Origin of the sequence: Nocardia sp. NPDC050412 (assembly GCF_044458825.1) — a bacterium.
Lineage (GTDB): Bacteria > Actinomycetota > Actinomycetes > Mycobacteriales > Mycobacteriaceae > Nocardia.
The window spans coordinates 1-16694 of sequence record NZ_JBITIJ010000005.1; the positions used below are offsets into that span (position 1 = coordinate 1).

16 protein-coding genes and 2 pseudogenes are annotated in these 16694 nt (G+C 63.7%); 9 read left to right on the top strand and 9 right to left on the bottom strand.

Going from position 1 to position 16694, the window contains the following annotated elements; all coding sequences use genetic code 11:
* Positions 1–464 precede the first annotated feature (464 nt).
* Entirely contained in the window at positions 465–1751 is a 1287-nt protein-coding gene (locus ACIBI6_RS14520; protein WP_364359999.1) for an SMI1/KNR4 family protein, read from the bottom strand.
* A 465-nt stretch (positions 1752–2216) separates the two neighbouring features.
* Positions 2217–3107, bottom strand: a complete 891-nt coding sequence (locus ACIBI6_RS14525) for a LysR family transcriptional regulator (protein ID WP_396956510.1) — start codon at positions 3105–3107, stop codon at positions 2217–2219.
* Between the two features lie 186 nt (positions 3108–3293).
* On the opposite strand from ACIBI6_RS14525, the gene ACIBI6_RS14530 reads away from it, so the two are divergent.
* From ACIBI6_RS14530 to ACIBI6_RS14550, 5 genes and pseudogenes are all read left to right on the top strand, one after another.
* Positions 3294–3917: an NADPH-dependent F420 reductase gene (locus ACIBI6_RS14530; RefSeq protein WP_396956511.1), complete on the top strand. Its 624-nt coding sequence runs from the start codon at positions 3294–3296 to the stop codon at positions 3915–3917.
* 36 nt (positions 3918–3953) lie between these two features.
* Positions 3954–4499, top strand: a complete 546-nt coding sequence (locus ACIBI6_RS14535; protein ID WP_396956512.1) for an NAD(P)H-binding protein — start codon at positions 3954–3956, stop codon at positions 4497–4499.
* Entirely contained in the window at positions 4388–4885 is a 498-nt protein-coding gene (locus tag ACIBI6_RS14540) for an NAD-dependent epimerase/dehydratase family protein (RefSeq protein WP_396957066.1), read from the top strand. Before ACIBI6_RS14535 ends, ACIBI6_RS14540 begins: the two co-directional genes overlap by 112 nt.
* Before the next feature lie 108 nt (positions 4886–4993).
* Complete coding sequence (locus tag ACIBI6_RS14545; RefSeq protein ID WP_364360020.1) at positions 4994–5728, top strand: SDR family oxidoreductase; 735 nt, start codon at positions 4994–4996, stop codon at positions 5726–5728.
* A gap of 45 nt (positions 5729–5773) precedes the next feature.
* Positions 5774–6396, top strand: a pseudogene (locus tag ACIBI6_RS14550) (NADPH-dependent F420 reductase).
* 55 nt (positions 6397–6451) lie between these two features.
* Here the strand turns inward: ACIBI6_RS14550 and ACIBI6_RS14555 are convergent.
* Positions 6452–6946, bottom strand: coding sequence for an HIT family protein (locus ACIBI6_RS14555; protein ID WP_396956513.1), 495 nt, complete (start codon positions 6944–6946; stop codon positions 6452–6454).
* A gap of 57 nt (positions 6947–7003) precedes the next feature.
* On the opposite strand from ACIBI6_RS14555, the pseudogene ACIBI6_RS14560 reads away from it, so the two are divergent.
* The 3 genes and pseudogenes from ACIBI6_RS14560 to ACIBI6_RS14570 all read left to right on the top strand — a co-directional run.
* A pseudogene (locus ACIBI6_RS14560) lies at positions 7004–7260 on the top strand (IS256 family transposase); the annotation flags it as partial.
* 323 nt (positions 7261–7583) lie between these two features.
* Complete coding sequence (locus ACIBI6_RS14565; RefSeq protein ID WP_396956514.1) at positions 7584–8168, top strand: dihydrofolate reductase family protein; 585 nt, start codon at positions 7584–7586, stop codon at positions 8166–8168.
* Positions 8165–8578, top strand: coding sequence for a VOC family protein (locus ACIBI6_RS14570; protein ID WP_396956516.1), 414 nt, complete (start codon positions 8165–8167; stop codon positions 8576–8578). Before ACIBI6_RS14565 ends, ACIBI6_RS14570 begins: the two co-directional genes overlap by 4 nt.
* A 456-nt stretch (positions 8579–9034) precedes the next feature.
* On the opposite strand, the gene ACIBI6_RS14575 is transcribed toward ACIBI6_RS14570, so the two are convergent.
* A complete protein-coding gene (locus ACIBI6_RS14575) occupies positions 9035–9994 on the bottom strand; it encodes a hypothetical protein (protein ID WP_396956517.1) in 960 nt (319 codons plus the stop codon).
* 459 nt (positions 9995–10453) lie between these two features.
* Here ACIBI6_RS14575 and ACIBI6_RS14580 point away from each other — a divergent pair, with 459 nt between their 5' ends.
* Positions 10454–11059 carry a hypothetical protein gene (locus tag ACIBI6_RS14580; RefSeq protein WP_396956518.1) on the top strand — a complete coding sequence of 202 codons (606 nt, stop codon included), beginning with the start codon at positions 10454–10456 and terminating at the stop codon, positions 11057–11059.
* Between the two features lie 174 nt (positions 11060–11233).
* On the opposite strand, the gene ACIBI6_RS14585 is transcribed toward ACIBI6_RS14580, so the two are convergent.
* From ACIBI6_RS14585 to ACIBI6_RS14605, 5 genes are all read right to left on the bottom strand, one after another.
* Positions 11234–11386, bottom strand: coding sequence for a hypothetical protein (locus tag ACIBI6_RS14585; RefSeq protein WP_396956520.1), 153 nt, complete (start codon positions 11384–11386; stop codon positions 11234–11236).
* A 256-nt stretch (positions 11387–11642) separates the two neighbouring features.
* Positions 11643–11834, bottom strand: a complete 192-nt coding sequence (locus ACIBI6_RS14590) for a hypothetical protein (protein WP_396956521.1) — start codon at positions 11832–11834, stop codon at positions 11643–11645.
* A 145-nt stretch (positions 11835–11979) separates the two neighbouring features.
* A complete protein-coding gene (locus tag ACIBI6_RS14595; RefSeq protein WP_396956522.1) occupies positions 11980–12600 on the bottom strand; it encodes a hypothetical protein in 621 nt (206 codons plus the stop codon).
* 121 nt (positions 12601–12721) lie between these two features.
* Positions 12722–14260: an MFS transporter gene (locus tag ACIBI6_RS14600; RefSeq protein ID WP_364358715.1), complete on the bottom strand. Its 1539-nt coding sequence runs from the start codon at positions 14258–14260 to the stop codon at positions 12722–12724.
* A gap of 29 nt (positions 14261–14289) precedes the next feature.
* Positions 14290–16551, bottom strand: coding sequence for a hypothetical protein (locus tag ACIBI6_RS14605; protein ID WP_364358712.1), 2262 nt, complete (start codon positions 16549–16551; stop codon positions 14290–14292).
* Positions 16552–16694: the final 143 nt, after the last annotated feature.

Consider the following 16694-nt stretch of genomic DNA (forward strand, 5'->3'; position numbering starts at 1 on the left):
TCCTCGTCACGGCATCAAGTGTCGTCATCACGGCACCTTCCCGCTGAACATCGCTCAGCGAATCAGGCCGGAAACACCCTTAAATCCACAGTCCCCGGACAGCATCATAGTCTTCGGCTGTTGGCTACGAACCGATGTATCCTCTTGCTGGACAAGGCATTTACGATGTGCACGGACGACGCGGTCAACCGCTGTAGTGAGGTTGTGAAGCAGATGCCAACGGTCCGCGACCTGGATCGCGGCGGGGGCACCGCGGCTGGCGCCGTCGGCGTAGGGACCGCCGCGGTCCGGCAGACGACCCGGACCTCTGGATGTATCGACAGTGATCGTGCCGTAGATTCGTCCCGGGCGGATGGCGAAATCGTCGAACCAGTGACAGAACCGATTCGGTCTGCTCGGGATGCCGACACTACCGGCTACCGTTTCCGATGCTGCGCGATGTCGGGGGCGGTTTGCTCGCGGGGTCAGCGGCCATTCCGCGGTTTACTCAACAACGCGCGGCCGCGTTCTGGGGTGAGGCTGCACGCCAGAACAGGGTCGGCGAGCAGCGCGATCGGGGCGATGTGATCTGGAGTGCGGGGCTGCCATTGCGTCATCGCGGTCTCGAGCGCATGCCACAGTGCCGTTGGGGCGGAGTGGTGTTGCGCGAGCGCGTTTCGCACCGCGGTGTCGAATGCCTGGTTTCCGTAGGTGAGCCGGTAGCCGGGCTGCTGTATCCGCGCTCGGTGCTCGTCGATGGCACGTCCGATCTCGAGTCCGGGGTCGTTTTGTGTGATTTCGAGGATCTGGGCAACTTCGAGTGCGGAGTACTGCGAGTGCTCATTGTCGGCGTGTTGCTGGGCGCGTTCGAGTGCTACGCGGTGCCCGGTACGTGCGCGGTCTGCCAGGTACTGGGCATTTTCGAGCGCGGAGCCATACCAGGGTTCTTTATGTGCGTGTTGCAGGAACATGCACGGCAGGAACTCTTCGGTGAACAGTGAACCGGTGAAGAATCCGTCCGGGACGGGCGCCGGAGGTAGCAGATGTGAAAGAAGCCGGGAGGCCTCGTACGGGGAGGAGTTGGCGAGGAACATCTGGAGCTGGACTCGTAAGACTGTGGCGCGTGGCCGGCCGAAATGTTGGGCTTTTTCCAGGGCCACCATGGCTGTGTCGATGTCTCCGGAAAGTGCCTCGCTCCGAGCCTGTTCCACCGCCAGATCCCAGCTGTCTCGAGTCTTGCCCGCCGGCTGACGTATTTGATGAAAGCCTAGGTATAGCGATTCCATGAGGGCAGTGAACGACGGATATCGCCGCGGAAATTCAGCCCAGGAAAACACGCTGTAGGCGGCCCACTCGCCGTTCTCGTCACGGTCGGCCGGGTCGAGGAACAGGACCCCGGCGTCGGCGTGAAGCGAGATCAGTAGCCCGCGACTGAACGGGTTACCCGGCGCGTCGACCGGAGCCTCGGTGACCAGGTCGGCCCACGACTCCCAGGCCGGTTCGAGGTCACGCAGCCATCCCAGATTGGTGGTGTCACGCATCTTCCGCACGAATTCCCCGGCATGGCGCCATCCATCGGTGGTTAGCAGGAAGCTGCGATACGAGGGCGGCAATCTCAGGCCGAGGCGCTCCTCGGCCGCTGCGACGTCGGCCTCGGCGGCTGGGGCGTAGCCGAGCCAGCGCTGCTGCACCACCTCGGGCTCCAGGTCACCGGGATCACTGGCGGTGATCCGTTCCTCGCTCCACAGCTCCAGCCACGGTCTCCAGTTCATTCCATGAACGCTACGAATAGCCTCCGACAAGTTCGGCATGCGTGCGGGCCGAGATCGTGGTGAGAGGAGCTACTGGTCCTGCTTCGACATGTCCGCACATGCCGCAGGGCGGGCGTTCCGGAACGCGGTAGTCGCCAATCAGAAGGGCGTCCACTCCTGTCCGGCCATCGGAGATTCCACGACTGGCGACCTCGCGGTCTTCCACGGCGGCGAACGGCAGCGTGGCAGAGTGGTTGGTGCCTGCTCCGCGCGGAGGCTGTTCGAGGTTGAGGGCAGCGTCGTGGTTCGCGCATACGAGCATGAGCACCCCTACTCATTCACGCCTTGTGCGTAACGACGAGGAGTCAAGTGAACGGCGGCTGTCTCTGTGGCAATATCCGGTTCTCTGCGGCCGGAGACCCCGATTTCCCGCACCTGTGCTCGTGTGCTCGACGAATTCCTCCGAAGCCGAGACCTCCCCGTCGCCTAATTCGCGGCCTGCCACATTGTGTAGTTTCCACATTCCGCGGTGATCTCGGCCGTTTCCTGCGCCGCGGCGAAGAAGTCGTCGACCAGTCGCGAGGTGCGCGATTCCGCCACCGCGAGGCACACCTGTTCAGGCGCCAGTTCCGGGATCGGCACATAGCTGATGTCGGGACGTGAGTAGAACACGGTCTCCGACCGCCCGACGAACGAGATGCCCCGGCCTGCCGCGACGTGCTCGAGCTTCTCCTCCACCCCGCGCGCCCTGAGTCCGGAGCCGGGGTGCGGGCGCCTGGTGGGCTGCGTACTCGGGTCGGCATGCCAGATCACCGGCTCACCGTCCAGGTCGGCCTCGGCGAGTTCCTCCTTGCCGGCCAACCGGTGGTCGGCGGGCAGCGCCACCATGAGTGGCTCGGTGTAGAGCGGGGTCAGGTGTAGCCCGGTCTCGTCGACCGGCAGCCGCACGTAGCCGACGTCGACACGGCCATCCAGCAGCATCAGAGCCTGGTCGTCCCATTCCATCCGCTGCACGTCCACGACCACGTCCGGGTTCCGGGCCTCGAACGCCCGCGCCGCCGGGATGACCGGGATGCCGGTCCGGAAGCCGACGACCAACCGCTGGCTCCCGCGGCCGGCCACGGACACCCGGCGCCGGACCGCGCGCACTGAGGCGAGCAGCGGGCCGGCGTCGTCCAGCAGCTGTCGGCCCGCGTCGGTCAGCTCCACACCATGAGTGTCCCTGGTGAACAGCGCGGCACCGAGATCCTTTTCCAGAGCGCGGATTTGGCGACTGAGTACCGGTTGCGCGATGTGCAGCTCCTCGGCGGCGCGGCCGAAATGCAGCCGGTCGGCGACAGCGACGAAGTAGCGCAGCTTGCGCAGGTCCAGATCCATGGAACCTCCCGGTCCGGCAATGCCCCCAAGGTATCACCACGGCTGAAAGAGGTCTTGGACACGCACTCTGACCGGTGACATCGTCAAAGGGGCGCAAGCGAATTCGGTCGAAGAATTCCGGATCGGATTTCTACAAGGACGAGGCGAGAACGCCGTCCTGTCCAGCTTTCAGAAAGCAGGCACATCATGAGCAGCGTCAGTTTCATCGGCCTGGGCGGAATGGCCGACGCCATAGCGGCTCGCGCGGTCGCGGGCGGCAACTCCGTCGAGCTCGTCGGCCGCGACACGGGCAAGGCCAAGGGTCTGGCTGCCGAGCTCGGCGGCGGAGCCACGGTAGGGACGTTCGGCACCGTCCCTGCCGGCGACATCGTCGTCCTCGCCGTGCCATACACCAGCGCCGTCGCGGTCGTCACAAAGTACGGGGATGCGCTGGCCGGCAAGGTCATCATCGACATCTCCAACACCTTCGACGCCGACGCCACCGGGCTCGTCACGCCTGACGGCACGTCCGGAGCGCAGGAGATCGCCAAGGCCGCCCCGGCGAGCGCACACGTCGTGAAGGCGTTCAACACCGTCTTCGGCCACGTCCTGGCCCAGGACCGTCGGCTGGACGTGCTCTTCGCCGGAGACGACGCGCGGGCCAAGGTCGGCGTGGCGACGTTCATCGAGAGCCTCGGGCTGCGTCCGCTCGACGTCGGCGGCCTGGAGATGGCCCGCTGGCTGGAAGGTGTCGGGCCGCTGCTGATGGGCCTGGCCCGCCACGGCGCGGGGACCTTCGACATCGCCCTCGGCGTCGACGTTCTCGATTGAGCTCACCCACATCACCTACCCACACAAGGACACAGCGTGCGCGTTTTCGTCGCTGGCGGGACCGGCCATTCCGGTTCGTACATCATTCCCGAGCTCGTCGCCGCCGGGCACGAGGTCACTGCCCTGGCTCGGTCGGACACCGCCGCGGCGGCAGTGTCCACGCTCGGCGCGAAGGTACATCTCGGCGACCTTCAGGACCTCGACGGGCTGAAGGAGGCGGCCGCGGACTCCGACGGCGTCATCCACGTCGCGCACAGGCAGGACCTGCTTCCCTCCGGCGGGATCGACGCCGTGGCCGCCGCGGAGCTCCCGATCATGCTCGCGTACGGCGAGGCATTGGCGGGCACCGGGAAGCCGCTGGTCGCAGCGGGGAGCATCGGCTCGCCGGGGAACTTGGGCCGGCCACCGAGGACGACCCGGCCCTTCCCGTCGGCGACGAGCACAGGGGCACCCTGCGGGCCCGTAACGTCGTGGAGACCGCCGTGGTCGGCCTCGCCGAGCGGGGAGTGCGGGCATCGATCGTGCGGCTTGCCAACATCGCACACAGCACCACCGATCATTCCGGCTTCCTCGCGCAGCTGATCGCGCTCGCGAAGGAGAAGGGCTTCGCCGGCTACCCCGGAGACGGCGCGAACCTGTGGAACGCCGTGCACGTCCGCGACGGCGCCACCGTGTTCCGGCTGGCGCTGGAGAAGGGTCCGGCCGGCAGGTACTGGCACGCGGTCGGGGACGGGGCCATCCCGCTCCGCGAGATCGCCGAGGCCATTGGCAGCCGTCTGGGCCTGCCCGTCGTGAGCGTTCCCATGGACGAGCTGATGGTGCCGGGGTACTTCGGGTTCCTCGCGAACATCGTCACACAGAGCTACCCGGCCTCCAACCTCGTCACTCGCCGAACCCTCGGCTGGGAACCCGTGCAGCCCAGCCTGCTCGCCGATCTGGACAACGGCCACTACTTCTCCGCCAACTGACGGCACGGACCCCGATCGCGGCGGGTCCGGCAAACGACAAGGCTTCGCTCTTCTGAGCGTCCTCAACATCCGGCTGTTCCGGGTATTCATAAATTCAAGGGAGTGATCGTGGGAAAGCTCGATGGCAAGGTAGCGGTGATCACCGGCGGATCAACCGGCATGGCGCTGGCCGGCGCCGAGTTGTTCGTAGACGAAGGAGCTCATGTCTTCATCATGGGCCGGCGGCAGGACGCGCTGGACGACGCCGTCGAGCAGATCGGCCGGAACGTGACCGCCGTGCAGGGCGATGCGGCCGACCTGAACGACCTCGACCGTTTGTACGACACGGTCAAGAAGGAAAAGGGCTCCATCGACGTCCTGTGGGCAAGCGCCGGAATGGGCGAGCCGGGCAAGCTCGGCGAGATCACCGAGGAGCAGTTCCATGCCGCCTTCTGGCTGAACGCGCGCGGGACGCTGTTCACGGTGCAGAAGGCGCTGCCGCTGATCAACGACGAGGGCTCGATCTTCATGACCGGGTCGAACGCTTCGCTCGGGGCCTTCCCCGGGTGGAGCCTGTACGCGGGGAGCAAGGCGGTGCAGCAGGCCTGGGCCCGCGTGTGGCTAAACGAGTTGAAGGACAGGCGGATCCGGGTGAACGTACTGACCCCCGGCCAGGTCGCCACTGCGAAGCAGGAGGAACTGTTCGACGAGGAGACCAAGGCGGCGTTCGAGTCGCTGATCCCGCGGCGAAAGATGGGCCGCCCCGAAGAGATCGCGGCGATCGCGCTGTTCCTCGCCTCGGACGACTCGAGCTATGTGAATGGGCTGGAGCTGGTTGCCGACGGCGGCACCACGGCGATCTGACCGCGAGACAACGGCCGACGCACTGGGCCTGAGAAAGGACACATCATGAGCAGCATCAGCATCATCGGCTCGGGGAACATGGCCGGCGCCATCGGCACCCTGGCAATCAAGGGCGGCAACACCGTCGAGGTGATCGGCCGCGACGCGGCCAAATCCGCGGCCCTGGCCAAAACACTCGGCGGCGGCGCCACAGCCGGAACATTCGGTGCCGCCCCGGCCGGCGACATCGTCATCCTCGCGGTGCTGTTCGACAGCGCCGTGCCGGCCGTCCACGAGTTCGGGGACGCGCTGGCCGGGAAGATCATCGTCGACATCACCAACCCCTTCAACGCCACCGGCACCGGGCTGGCCGTCCCGCACGACACCTCCATCGCGCAAAGGGTGGCCGAGGCCGCGCCCACGAGCGCACATGTCGTGAAGGCGTTCAACACCCTTTCCTCCACGTCCTGGCCAAAGGCGACTCGGCGGACGTGTTCATGGCCGGCGACGATGCGCAAGCCAAGGCGAGCGTGTCAGCGTTCGTCGAGAGCCTCGGACTGCGCCCACGGGACACCGGCGACCTGAGCATGGCCCACTGGGTAGAGGGAGCGGGCGTGTTGACGATGGGCTTGGCCCGCAACGGCGTCGGGAACTTCGACTTCTCCCTCGGCATCAACAACCTCGGCTGAGCCGCCGCCACATCCGGCACGCGGCCTGCCTCGTCCGGAGAGTTTCTTGTAGCAGTCAGCATGGCAGCGAGGGGGAAAAGGCGCTGAACAGATCGCCGTGACACTCGCCCTCATCGACGTTGGACCCCATCGAGAACAGGTACAGGCGTTCAGGATTCATCGCTTCGGCGACACCTCTGGCCACTGTGTGGACAGCTGATTGCAGTCGCAGATATTTCTGTGGCGTCAGGTCGCGCACGACATCTTCGACGTGTCGGCGCGGCACCACCAACACATATCCGGGCAGCGTCGGATATGTGTTCAGGAAACCCACGTGTTCGCCGTCGTCATAGACGGTCTCATGCTCGAAACCAGGTGTCCCGGCGAGGAACTCGCAGATGAAACACCCTTCGGTGCGCACCCGTGTCTCGTAGCCGGTGATGTCCATCGGGACGCGTCGCCGCCGCATCTCGGCTGCGGTGTCGGTTGGCGCCTGGGGTTTGGTGGCGATCAGATGGAAGAACCGGGCGCCCTCCAGGTACGGGCGGCGGTCGGCCACAGCGTTCTCCAACCGCAGCAGCTTGTCGAAGAACGCGGGGTCGTGCTTGGCTTCGTCGTCGGCGATCAGGTCGCATCGACCTTCACGTCGGTACGGTTGCCGACCAAGGTCACCAAGGGGCCGGGCTCCCGCGCGGCGGGAATCGCCATGGCCTACAAAGCTGATCGAGTCCGCACAGGCCCCGCTGGCGCAAGGTCAACGCCCGCGAACTCGTCGCGCTCGTCCGCAACGGTGCGCTGTTCCACAAGGGCAAACTGCTCGAACGCCCCCGTGACATCACCCCGACATCGATCGGCCCGGCCGACACCGCAACAGAGGTCGCCTGAGACAATTCCTCCGACCTTCGTCACCGTCCGGCTGTGAACCAAGGTCACCAAGGGCGCTGGCTCCCGCGCGGCAGCCTTGGCTATGTGTTCAGGCTGGTCGAGCCCGCCCATACCTGCTGGCAGGCCGTGCACGCGGCCCCGCCTGGTTGCCCTCCTGCGGGCCGGCGCTTGCTTCGAACGCGGTCGGCTCGCCGAACGCCCGAGGCTCACGCAGCCCGAATCACCGCCACTGATCGACTGCTCTGGATTTACCCCTCGCCAAGCCGATGAGTTTGCCTGCTGTCGGGAGTCTTCCTCATCGACGCCACATTATGGAGGACAGAATGAGCAATCCGATTCGGCTGTACATGTCGATGTCGCTCGACGGCTACATCGCCGGCCCGGACGATCGACCGGGCCAGGAACTCGGACGTGCCGGTGGACGCCTTTTCAACTGGCTCGACGACCGGGAATCCGACGGTCCCAGCGGACAGGTCTATCGCGAGGCGCTGGCGACCGGCGCGCTGATCGTCGGCCGTCGGACCTTCGAACTCGCCAAGCGTTGGCACGGCGACCATCACGACGGTGTGCCGATTTTCGTCCTCACCCACCATCTGGATGACGGGGACGTGCCACTCGGCCACGCGCGATTCGTCACCGACGTCGAGGACTGCGCCCGTCAGGCTCGCACGGCCGCCGGGGACCGACCGGTCATGGTCCACGGGGCAGGCGCGGCCCAAGCGCTCCTGCGGGCCGGGCAGATCGACGAGATGGAGATCCACCTGGTTCCGGTCCTCCTCGGGCAGGGCCGACGACTGTTCGACCACCTCGGTGGCGATCACATCGAACTCGAACTCGTCCGACGGCTCGAGGACCGAGACGTCACCCACCTGCGCTACCAGGTGCGCCGGACCGGGGAGCCCGCGTGAAGACGCTGTTCGTCTCCTACCGCGTCACCGACCTGGACCGCTCACTCGATTTCTACACCGCCCTGGGCTACGCCGAGCTGGGCCGGGTCGACCCCGGCGATGGCAGTCACCTCGTGATCCTCGCGTTCCCCGGCGAACCGGCGGCCTCACTGGAACTGGTCCACCGCCCCGCCGGCGGACGCGTCGACGTGGGTAGCGGTTTCGACCACCTCGCGATCCAGGTGGACGCTCTTGCCGCCACCCTGCAGCGGCTGACCGACGCCGGCCTCGAGCCCGGACCTGTTCAGTACCCGGGCGGGCCTCACGGCCCGAAGACGTCGTGGCTCACCGACCCGGATGGCTACCGGATCGAGTTGGGGCAGTGGCCGCCTCGACACCCCGACGGCATCACCGCCGCGGACTTCTCCTGAGCAGTCCGGTGAGCGGAGTGAAGAAGCTCCGCTTTCGGGCGGGCGCGCGGCAAGGCGCCATCCCCATCCACAGATTTTGACAATTACTCCAGCGCAGCCGGCGAGACGGGCGTTCATCCCGGAAGTGAACGGGAAGTACCGGCCACTTGCATCCCCGTGATTGCCGATCGCGCTCGGCAGGCTGAGTGCGTCATGCGCTCGAGCCCGAGTAGGAGGCTATTTCGAACCCCGGCGTAACGGGTTTCGGTCGGGTTCGGGGTGTCACGACGCGATCGAGGCCATGTATCAGGTCGTCAAGGCAAATGGTGCGAACGGATACGCGGCGACACCCGTGTCGTGGACATCGATGTGTCTGAGTTATTCACTGCCACAATGCATGTCATCCCAACAGGGGCCACAGCTGGCGGGATCGGGAGCTTTCTGATGTACTGCTGCCTGATAGCCCGGTGGACTACATTATTTCGGGTGATCCGGGCTATACGTCGATCTTGCCACCTCGGTTAACCCTTTTGTTTGCAAACTATTCATCGATGACAAGAGGTTTCGAAGTCGCAAGGTGAGAATTCTCCATCGTGCTCGTCGATTCGACCGTCGCACCGGACTGGTTTCGGGGATTTGCTGTATTGCGGGCGGCAGTACCGGCTCTGAGGCCGGCGTAGCCGGGTCCTGTTTGGGTGGAGTCTTTCCTGCCTTCGCGATGACCTCTCTGGCCGCGTCCTCGGCGCGGTTGCGATGCCGCATACCCGAAGCACAGAAACACAAGAAGAACACGAACATTGCGATTCCTAGACCGAATTCCGTCCAAAGGAGTGCCCACTGGATGTATCTCCAATCGTGGGCGACTGATTGTCCGAAGGCGGCATAGATACCTACTGCATCGACAATTCCAGTGAATCCCAAGACCAGTAGAGCGGCAAGAGCGTAGTAGAGATTGAGTAAAGAGGCGTGCCAGCGATTCGCATGCCCAGCGTTGTAGAAAAGCTCCGTTGCGTGGAGTCCGATTGCCACTTTGCGAAGATCGACGTCCATATTTCGATGAAACTTGCTGGCCTGCAGAGCCTTATGCGAAGCCGGGAGCGGCTGACTGGACACGTAGTCGTCCAAGCCGGGATAGATCAGCTGCTCCAGGGTGCGGACAGAAGTGGCACGCAGCCCCTGATTGAAGCTGTGGACCGTATAGAAGACTAGGAGGAGTAGCGCGGGCAAGGGTGCGGCGACTATCACCAATGGCGTTGGTACTGGTGACTTTCCGATGAGCGTGGTGACGACCCCGACGTAGGCGAGCATCCCTGTGACTTGCGTGAAGCCGGCGGTCATCAGCGAGGCACCGTCCGAACGCTCCGAGGCGTACCAGCCGAGCAGAATCTTCAGTGCATCTTCGCCCGGCGGAAACGACTTGGATGGCCCTGACGTCATCGTTGTATTCTCGACCGGCTGCGCTCAGTTCGCAGCTATCGCTTCCATGATGGCGATAAACCGCGACGAATGGGCGCGGTGATACTGCCGCCATGGGTGATGGGAGGCAGCCTTCCGTAAGGTAGGCGGCTAACGTCCGATCCCGGGAGCCATGCCAGCACAGAGGTGGACTGGTCGCCGCCCAAGTAGGACCCATCGGGGGCCTCGATCGCGTTTGTGCCACCCAGATGTTGACGTGGTCTGCCGCAGCGGTCGCTGTCGGTGCTGTCGGCAGAGGACTCGTGTTCTGCCAGGCTCGTGTCGGTCAAGTGATCTATACATCGGACTTGGAAGGGTTATGCCGTGGAAACTGGGGTCTGAGCTGCGTCTCTACGCTTCTGCGGCGAGGTTGTCCATCGATCTCTCTTTCCGTGGTACACCTGGCTAGAACAAGGTCGCGAGATCAATGTCAGTGTTCAGGTGTTGAATTCGGTTGCGCGGACGTTGTCGTTGGATGCGGCGGAGAAGGCGCATTTGTATCGGTTGGCGGATGTGCCGACGGTGCCGTCTGCGCATGCGGGAACGGCTCTGCCGGAGGAGCTTCAGGTGATTTTGGATCATTTGGCGCCGTTGCCGGGTGTGGTGCTCAGCCCGCGTTATGACGTGTTGGCGCACAATAAGTCGTATGAGGCGCTGTGCCCGGGTTTCGTCAAGGGCGAGCGTAATGTGGCCCGTCGGGTGTTTCTGACCCCGGAGTGCTGCAACACCTATCACCACAATTGGGATGACTTGCGGCGCATGGTCGGTTACCTGCGGGATTCGTATGCGAAGAATCTCGGTGATGCGGGTTGGGAGGGTTTCATCTCTGAGTTGTGTGCTGAGAGTGAGGCTTTCGCGTCGTTGTGGGCTCGTAATGATGTGGCGGTTCCGGCGAGTCGGACGAAGCAGATTCGTAATTTGGCGGTGGGGGAGTTGGAGATGTTCTTGACGAGCATGTCTCTGCCCTCGCTTCCGCATGCGTGGATGCAGATCTATACCCCGGTTGATGAGGTGGCGTGGGGGAAGTGGGTAAGTTGTTGGCGATGAGTGAGGAAGAGCGCCAACGGACTTGGATCGAGCATCGCGAGCAATATCATGCTGCCGCGGGTTAGCGGGAGGCTCGTTGGGTGAGCTGCGGTGGACAATGGTGTCGAGGTGATGGTCCGGAGGGGCATGGAGGATCATCGTTGTGGCGGAGCGGGCACAGTCGGCACAGGGCGCTCATTGGTCTGACGCGTAGCCGCCGTGCCACCAGTGGCGCAGTATGGCGAGTTGCCGTTCGGTGAGGGGGCCGGCGAGTTGTTCTTGGATTTTGTCGAGGTAGGCCAGTTCTTCGGCGGTCCATTTGCGGCGGTGCTCGGCGTTGTCGGTCAACGGTTGCTCGCTGGTGAGGTATCCGCTTGTTGCCGATCGTGGTGGCGAAGATCGCGCTGGCGTATTGCGTTTCGGCTTCGGCTCAGTGGTGGGCCCGCCATGTGCCGGGACATCGATCCGTATCCAGCCATTGCCGGACAACCTTTCCGAGGAAAACGAGGGGGCGGTCCGTGACCTGCGAGGTGGGTTCCGCGCAGTCATCGGTGACGTCGGAGAGGCGCAGACACGAGTTCGGCGGTGGCGACACGCTCGGTGATCAATCTCTCCTGATCAGGTCATCTTCTCGATCGCGCTCCTTGCATGCCGCGAGCTCACTCAGGTAGCTGAACAGGGTCGCGGACGCTGCCCCCCGTTCCTGCACCGACGCGGTAAGGCTGAGCATGATCAAGGTGTCGCGCTGGTAGAACTGGTGATCGGAGTAGGGAACACCGAGCGGCAGGCAGATCACCAGAGCTCGGCCGTCGACCGCAGCAATTCATCTTGACTCGGTACACCCGCCGAACTCACCCCAACATTCTGCTCGAGGCCGGGAACTCACCGCACGAAAAATACCAACCACCTAGCGTGATCGAGCAGAAGCAGGGGCCCTTGGCTCAGCCAGTGCTGTGGCGTGACTTCATTCTCCGAACCCATTGCGTGATGGCCGCGACGGCCGAGAACATCGCCGTCGCACCGGCCAGCAGCGCGGTATCGGTGAGTTTCGCGGTCGAGAACTCGACCTTCCGTAGCCCTGGCACTGGATATTGTCCGTTGCCCGAGGCCCATCGGATCACGTAGCCGACTTGGGTCCCCGGGTCGGTGGGCGGACCGGAGCCGATCATGGAGCGCAGCTCTGGTCCCCTCCCGTTGAGATAGACCAACGTGAACGCGATGAACAGCGCCACAGCTACTGCGGAAGCGGTCGTCAAACCGGCAAGGGCATTGGTGCGCGCCCGGATATTGATCAACGCGGCGAAGATGGTCAGGAAGATCGCGATGGTGGCGAGGATGGCCCACTTGCCGCTGAGGTTGGAGTGGGCCGGTGGATTCTTCGACCAGAGACCCACGAGCGTGGTGGTGATGTGGGTTTGGCCGAAGGCATTGCTCCAGATCGTGCCGTCGGGGCCGCCCGTGGCGAGCCACGGCTTGAACAGCAGGGTGAATGTGATGCTGCTTCCGACTGCGGCGCACAGGTAACCCCAGTTGTCACGGAGCAGGGTCGCCAGTGGTTGCACCCTCGCGCGGAGTTTGGCGAAGCCGACCCGGCGTCTCCGAGTACCGCCCGCGGAGCTTGGCGTCGACCCTGCGTGTTGCTGCCGGTCTCGACTCGCTCGCCAAGGAGTTGGCTGCATCATCTCACTGATCCCTGTTCATTGGAGCGGTATATGACGTGCCGTCAGATATCGGCTCGCTGTTGGTAGGCGCAGATTGTTCCGATGGTTTCGCCACGGACAGCGGATCCGCGATGTCCTCCAGGGACCGACCTTCGGCGTTCACGCCGAAGAACCAGGCGACCAGACCACCGAAGATCATGAACCCGGCGCCGATGAGGTACCCCACTGTGAGCGGGAACCGGTCGGGACTCGGGTTGTCGGCGCCACCTACCAGATGTCCGAAGAGGAACGGCGCTACGACCCCGCCAGCGCCCTGCGCAATGGCGAAGAAGAACGAGATGGCTTGACCGCGCAATTCCAGCGGGAAGATCTCGCTGACTGTGAGATAAGCAGAGGACGCACCCGCCGAGGCGAAGAAGAAGATGACACACCAGAAGAGAGTCTGGGTGGTGGCGTCGAGAATGCCCGCATTGAATGCCCACGCGGAAACGAAAAGCAGGAAACCGGAGCCCAGATAGGTCGCGCAGATCATCTTCCGGCGACCGATACTGTCGAAGAGCGGGCCAAGTATCAATGGGCCGATCAAGTTACCGATCGCGAACGGGAAGAAATAGTATCCCGTGTGATCGGCTGGGACATCGTAGAAATTGATCAGCACCAAACCAACGGTGAAGAAGATCGCGTTGTACAGAAATGCCTGCGTGGCCATCATCGTGAAGCCGAGGAAGGAACGCGATGGGTAGCGGCCGAAGAAGATCCGAGCCATCTGGATATAGGAGAGCCGGTCGGTATCGACGATGTCGAGAGCTTTGCTGTCGTCGACCGGAGGCAGTTCGATGCCCTGCCCGCGGACTTGCGCTTCGATCTCATCGACGGTGCGTTCGGCTTCGGCGGCCCGGCCGTGGGTGAGCAGCCAGCGCGGGCTTTCGGGAATGTGGCGGCGCACGAAGATGATGATGAGTCCGAGGGCGGGTCCGATGAAGAAGCCGAGCCGCCATCCCCATTCGGTTGGCACGAATCGCTCGTTGAACAGGATCAGGCTGGCCGCCGCGCCCATTGCCGCGCCGCCCCAATAGGTTCCGTTGATCGCGATGTCCACGCGGCCCCGATACCTGGACGGCATGATTTCGTCGATGGCCGAGTTGATCGCGGTGTATTCGCCGCCGATTCCGGTGCCTGCGATGAAGCGGAACAGATACAGCGACCAGGAACTCCAGGCGAACCCGGCGAGACCACTGCCGATCAGGTAGATCGCCAGGGTTAGGATGAACAGTCGCTTGCGGCCTAGCCGGTCGGTGAGCCGGCCGAAGACGAGCGCGCCGACGACCTGTCCCGCCAGATACCACGACGCCATCGCGCCGACCTGCCCACTCGTCAGGTGAAGGGTGCCGTCATGCTGCAGGGGCCCGCCCATACTGCTGACGATCTGGATCTCGATACCGTCCAGAATCCAGGACACACCGAGACCGACGACAATGAGCCAGTGGAACTTCGTCCACGGTAGCCGGTCCATCCGGGCGGGCACGAGGCTCCGGATTACTTCTTTTTGCGATGTTGTCATTTGGCGATCACCCAACTTGTCGAATGAAATTAATTTGTCCACGGACCTATATTGGAACCTGCTAGCCGCAGATCGACATATGCGGCCCTATTCTTCCGCTGTATCGCTTGCTCGCGAATATTTTGATCGTCCGGGGTTCGGTAGTATTGTTCTCCCGTTGCAGATAGATCCCTGGAAAGCCGGTACGCAATGTATCTGCGGGTGTCCTCATCGGCTTGCGCAAACCTATTTGGTGTTACGACATTCTGAAATTCATCGTATGTCGCGTAGTTTCGCCGCACCGTATCCCAGACCAATGGATTGGTTTCCCAATCCGCATCACTGCGATTGCGCATGGGCCGGGGGCTGAGGCGGTAGAACAGTGCCGCGGATTCTGCAAATTGGGCATTGTGGGCGTTTCGCTCGGCGACGCCGTATTGCCGGGAGTTTTCGGCCAGGTCCAAGGCGGCGGCAACTCGTTTCAGTGGACCGTATTCCATCGGGTTGTCCTCGGCGGACTGCATGGTACGGGCATGAGCCTCGGCCGCCCATCTTCGACTTTCCCTGGGAAAGCGGGCGACAGCGAGGGCACCCATGGCGTCGGCGCGGTCGGCACCGAGACTGAGGATGGTCGTCATCGCTGCCGCAGCGGCTCGCGCGTTGGTGCCGTCGAAGTCGTCCACGGCAGCCCTGGCGGCCGCATCGTGCGCATTCTTTCCCAAGGTGAGTCGGGCCATCCAGCTTCCAGCGGCCCGCTGCGGTACGTTTCCCCGAAGCAATTCGTAATTCAGATAATTCATTTCTTGCATGTGCTTCGAGTAGTACGTCAAAGGCGATGACCGACCGAACATAAAGGACGCTACGGGGTTCGCGTTGAATTCGGCGATACCACGCAGTGCCGTTCCCATGGCGTGGCCCGGTGACAGCGAGTAGCGCAGGCTCGACTCGCCGATCCCGGTGGATGGGCCGCCAGCCGGGGCCGGCCTGCCCTCGAGCGCCGCACGAATCTTCTCGGCGGTCCGGCTCTGGCCACCGAGCAGGCTGAGATCGAGACGTCGCAGCAGTACGAAGCCTGCGATCAGCACGACCCCACCGACGAAGATCGCGGCCATACCGCTGTCGGGTGCCGATCTGAAGACATGGTCCAGCACAAGGGTGTAGCAACCGAGGTATGTGGTGTAGACCACCAGCGCTCCGGCATCGCCGACCATGCCGGCCAGATTGCGCACCAGAAATGCCTGAGTGGGGCCGTATATGAACCCGCCTGCGGCGAAACCGAAAACGGTGAGGATCGCGTGGAAGACCGACGACAGTGCGGCGAGCAAGATTTTGATCGAAAGGTAGGACATGAACAGCAGGAGAATGGTGCCGAAAATAAGAAGTGTCAGCCCGGTGCCGACCTGCCCTGGGCTCGGATTCATGATCTTGGCGTGGGCATAGGCGTCGCCGCAGTCGCGCATCCCGTGTGCGACCTGCGATTCACTGCCCGCCAGGATTCCGGACGACCAGGCCGTGCGACATCTCGGCGAATCGTCAATGACATGACCGAAATTCCATAACTGCAGCGGATGTCGAGCGAAATTGTCGGCCAAGGTGCTGTTCAGGTCGGCGACAATGGATCTGGAGTCCGGGTTGGAGTCGCCGTTGAGCCCCGCCGCGACCGAGATCCCGACGTCGCGGCCCTGGGCCAGCAGGCCGTTCGGCGACAGCACAGCGGCCAGCGGATGCGCGAGAAAGCCGACGCCGGCCACTGCGACCACCAGCATGACCACCACCTGTAGTACAGCCTTGGCGTGGTATCCGCGGACGACGAACCAAGCCACGAAGAATGCGCCGATCGATGCCGCCGCGGCCAGCACGATCGGGGTCGCGATCTGATCCCGTAGGCCGTCGGCGAGTGCGTTCAACGGCGTGCTGAGCCAATCGAGCCAGCGAAAGCTCACCACGAAGCCGGTCAGCCAGATCGCACTGATCACGATGACCATGAATACCGTGAAAAGCAGGCCCAGTATGGTCGCAAGCACCGCGTCCCGCGGGTGGAAAATGCTGCCCCCGTCGGTGGCGAACAGGTAGTCCGACAACGGAATTCCGGACGAGTCGCGGATATCCGTCCAGGCCAGCCCATCGATCGCGGATGTGCTCCTGCCGCCGGTAATCGTGTCCGCGCGCCCGACGGCAGCGCCGCCCGAGAGGGGCCAGATCGCCAGCAGAATCAGCAAGCTGATGAGGAGACGGACGGTGATGCGCCGGGGGCGGGTGGCGGCGGCCCAGACCCGACATCGTCGAAGTACGGCCCGTGGCGACCAGCTCATCGGATCCCATCCCTTGGACAGGTGACGAAGGGAGTCCGAATCAAGTCTCGGCAAGTGCTGTCGCATGTGGCTTCACCTCGCGCGAGTCTGGGGTGCCAGGTTGCATATTGGTTACGTCATCGTTGACGCACCATTAAACGTGC

Excerpts from the sequence above, each read along its gene's own strand:
- ACIBI6_RS14520 (WP_364359999.1), bottom strand. The coding sequence starts at position 1,751 with ATGAACTGGAGACCGTGGCTGGAGCTGTGGAGCGAGGAACGGATCACC.
- ACIBI6_RS14530 (WP_396956511.1), top strand. The coding sequence starts at position 3,294 with ATGAGCAGCGTCAGTTTCATCGGCCTGGGCGGAATGGCCGACGCCATA.
- ACIBI6_RS14605 (WP_364358712.1), bottom strand. The coding sequence starts at position 16,551 with ATGAGCTGGTCGCCACGGGCCGTACTTCGACGATGTCGGGTCTGGGCC.
- ACIBI6_RS14600 (WP_364358715.1), bottom strand. The coding sequence starts at position 14,260 with ATGACAACATCGCAAAAAGAAGTAATCCGGAGCCTCGTGCCCGCCCGG.
- ACIBI6_RS14575 (WP_396956517.1), bottom strand. The coding sequence starts at position 9,994 with ATGACGTCAGGGCCATCCAAGTCGTTTCCGCCGGGCGAAGATGCACTG.
- ACIBI6_RS14525 (WP_396956510.1), bottom strand. The coding sequence starts at position 3,107 with ATGGATCTGGACCTGCGCAAGCTGCGCTACTTCGTCGCTGTCGCCGAC.
- ACIBI6_RS14565 (WP_396956514.1), top strand. The coding sequence starts at position 7,584 with ATGAGCAATCCGATTCGGCTGTACATGTCGATGTCGCTCGACGGCTAC.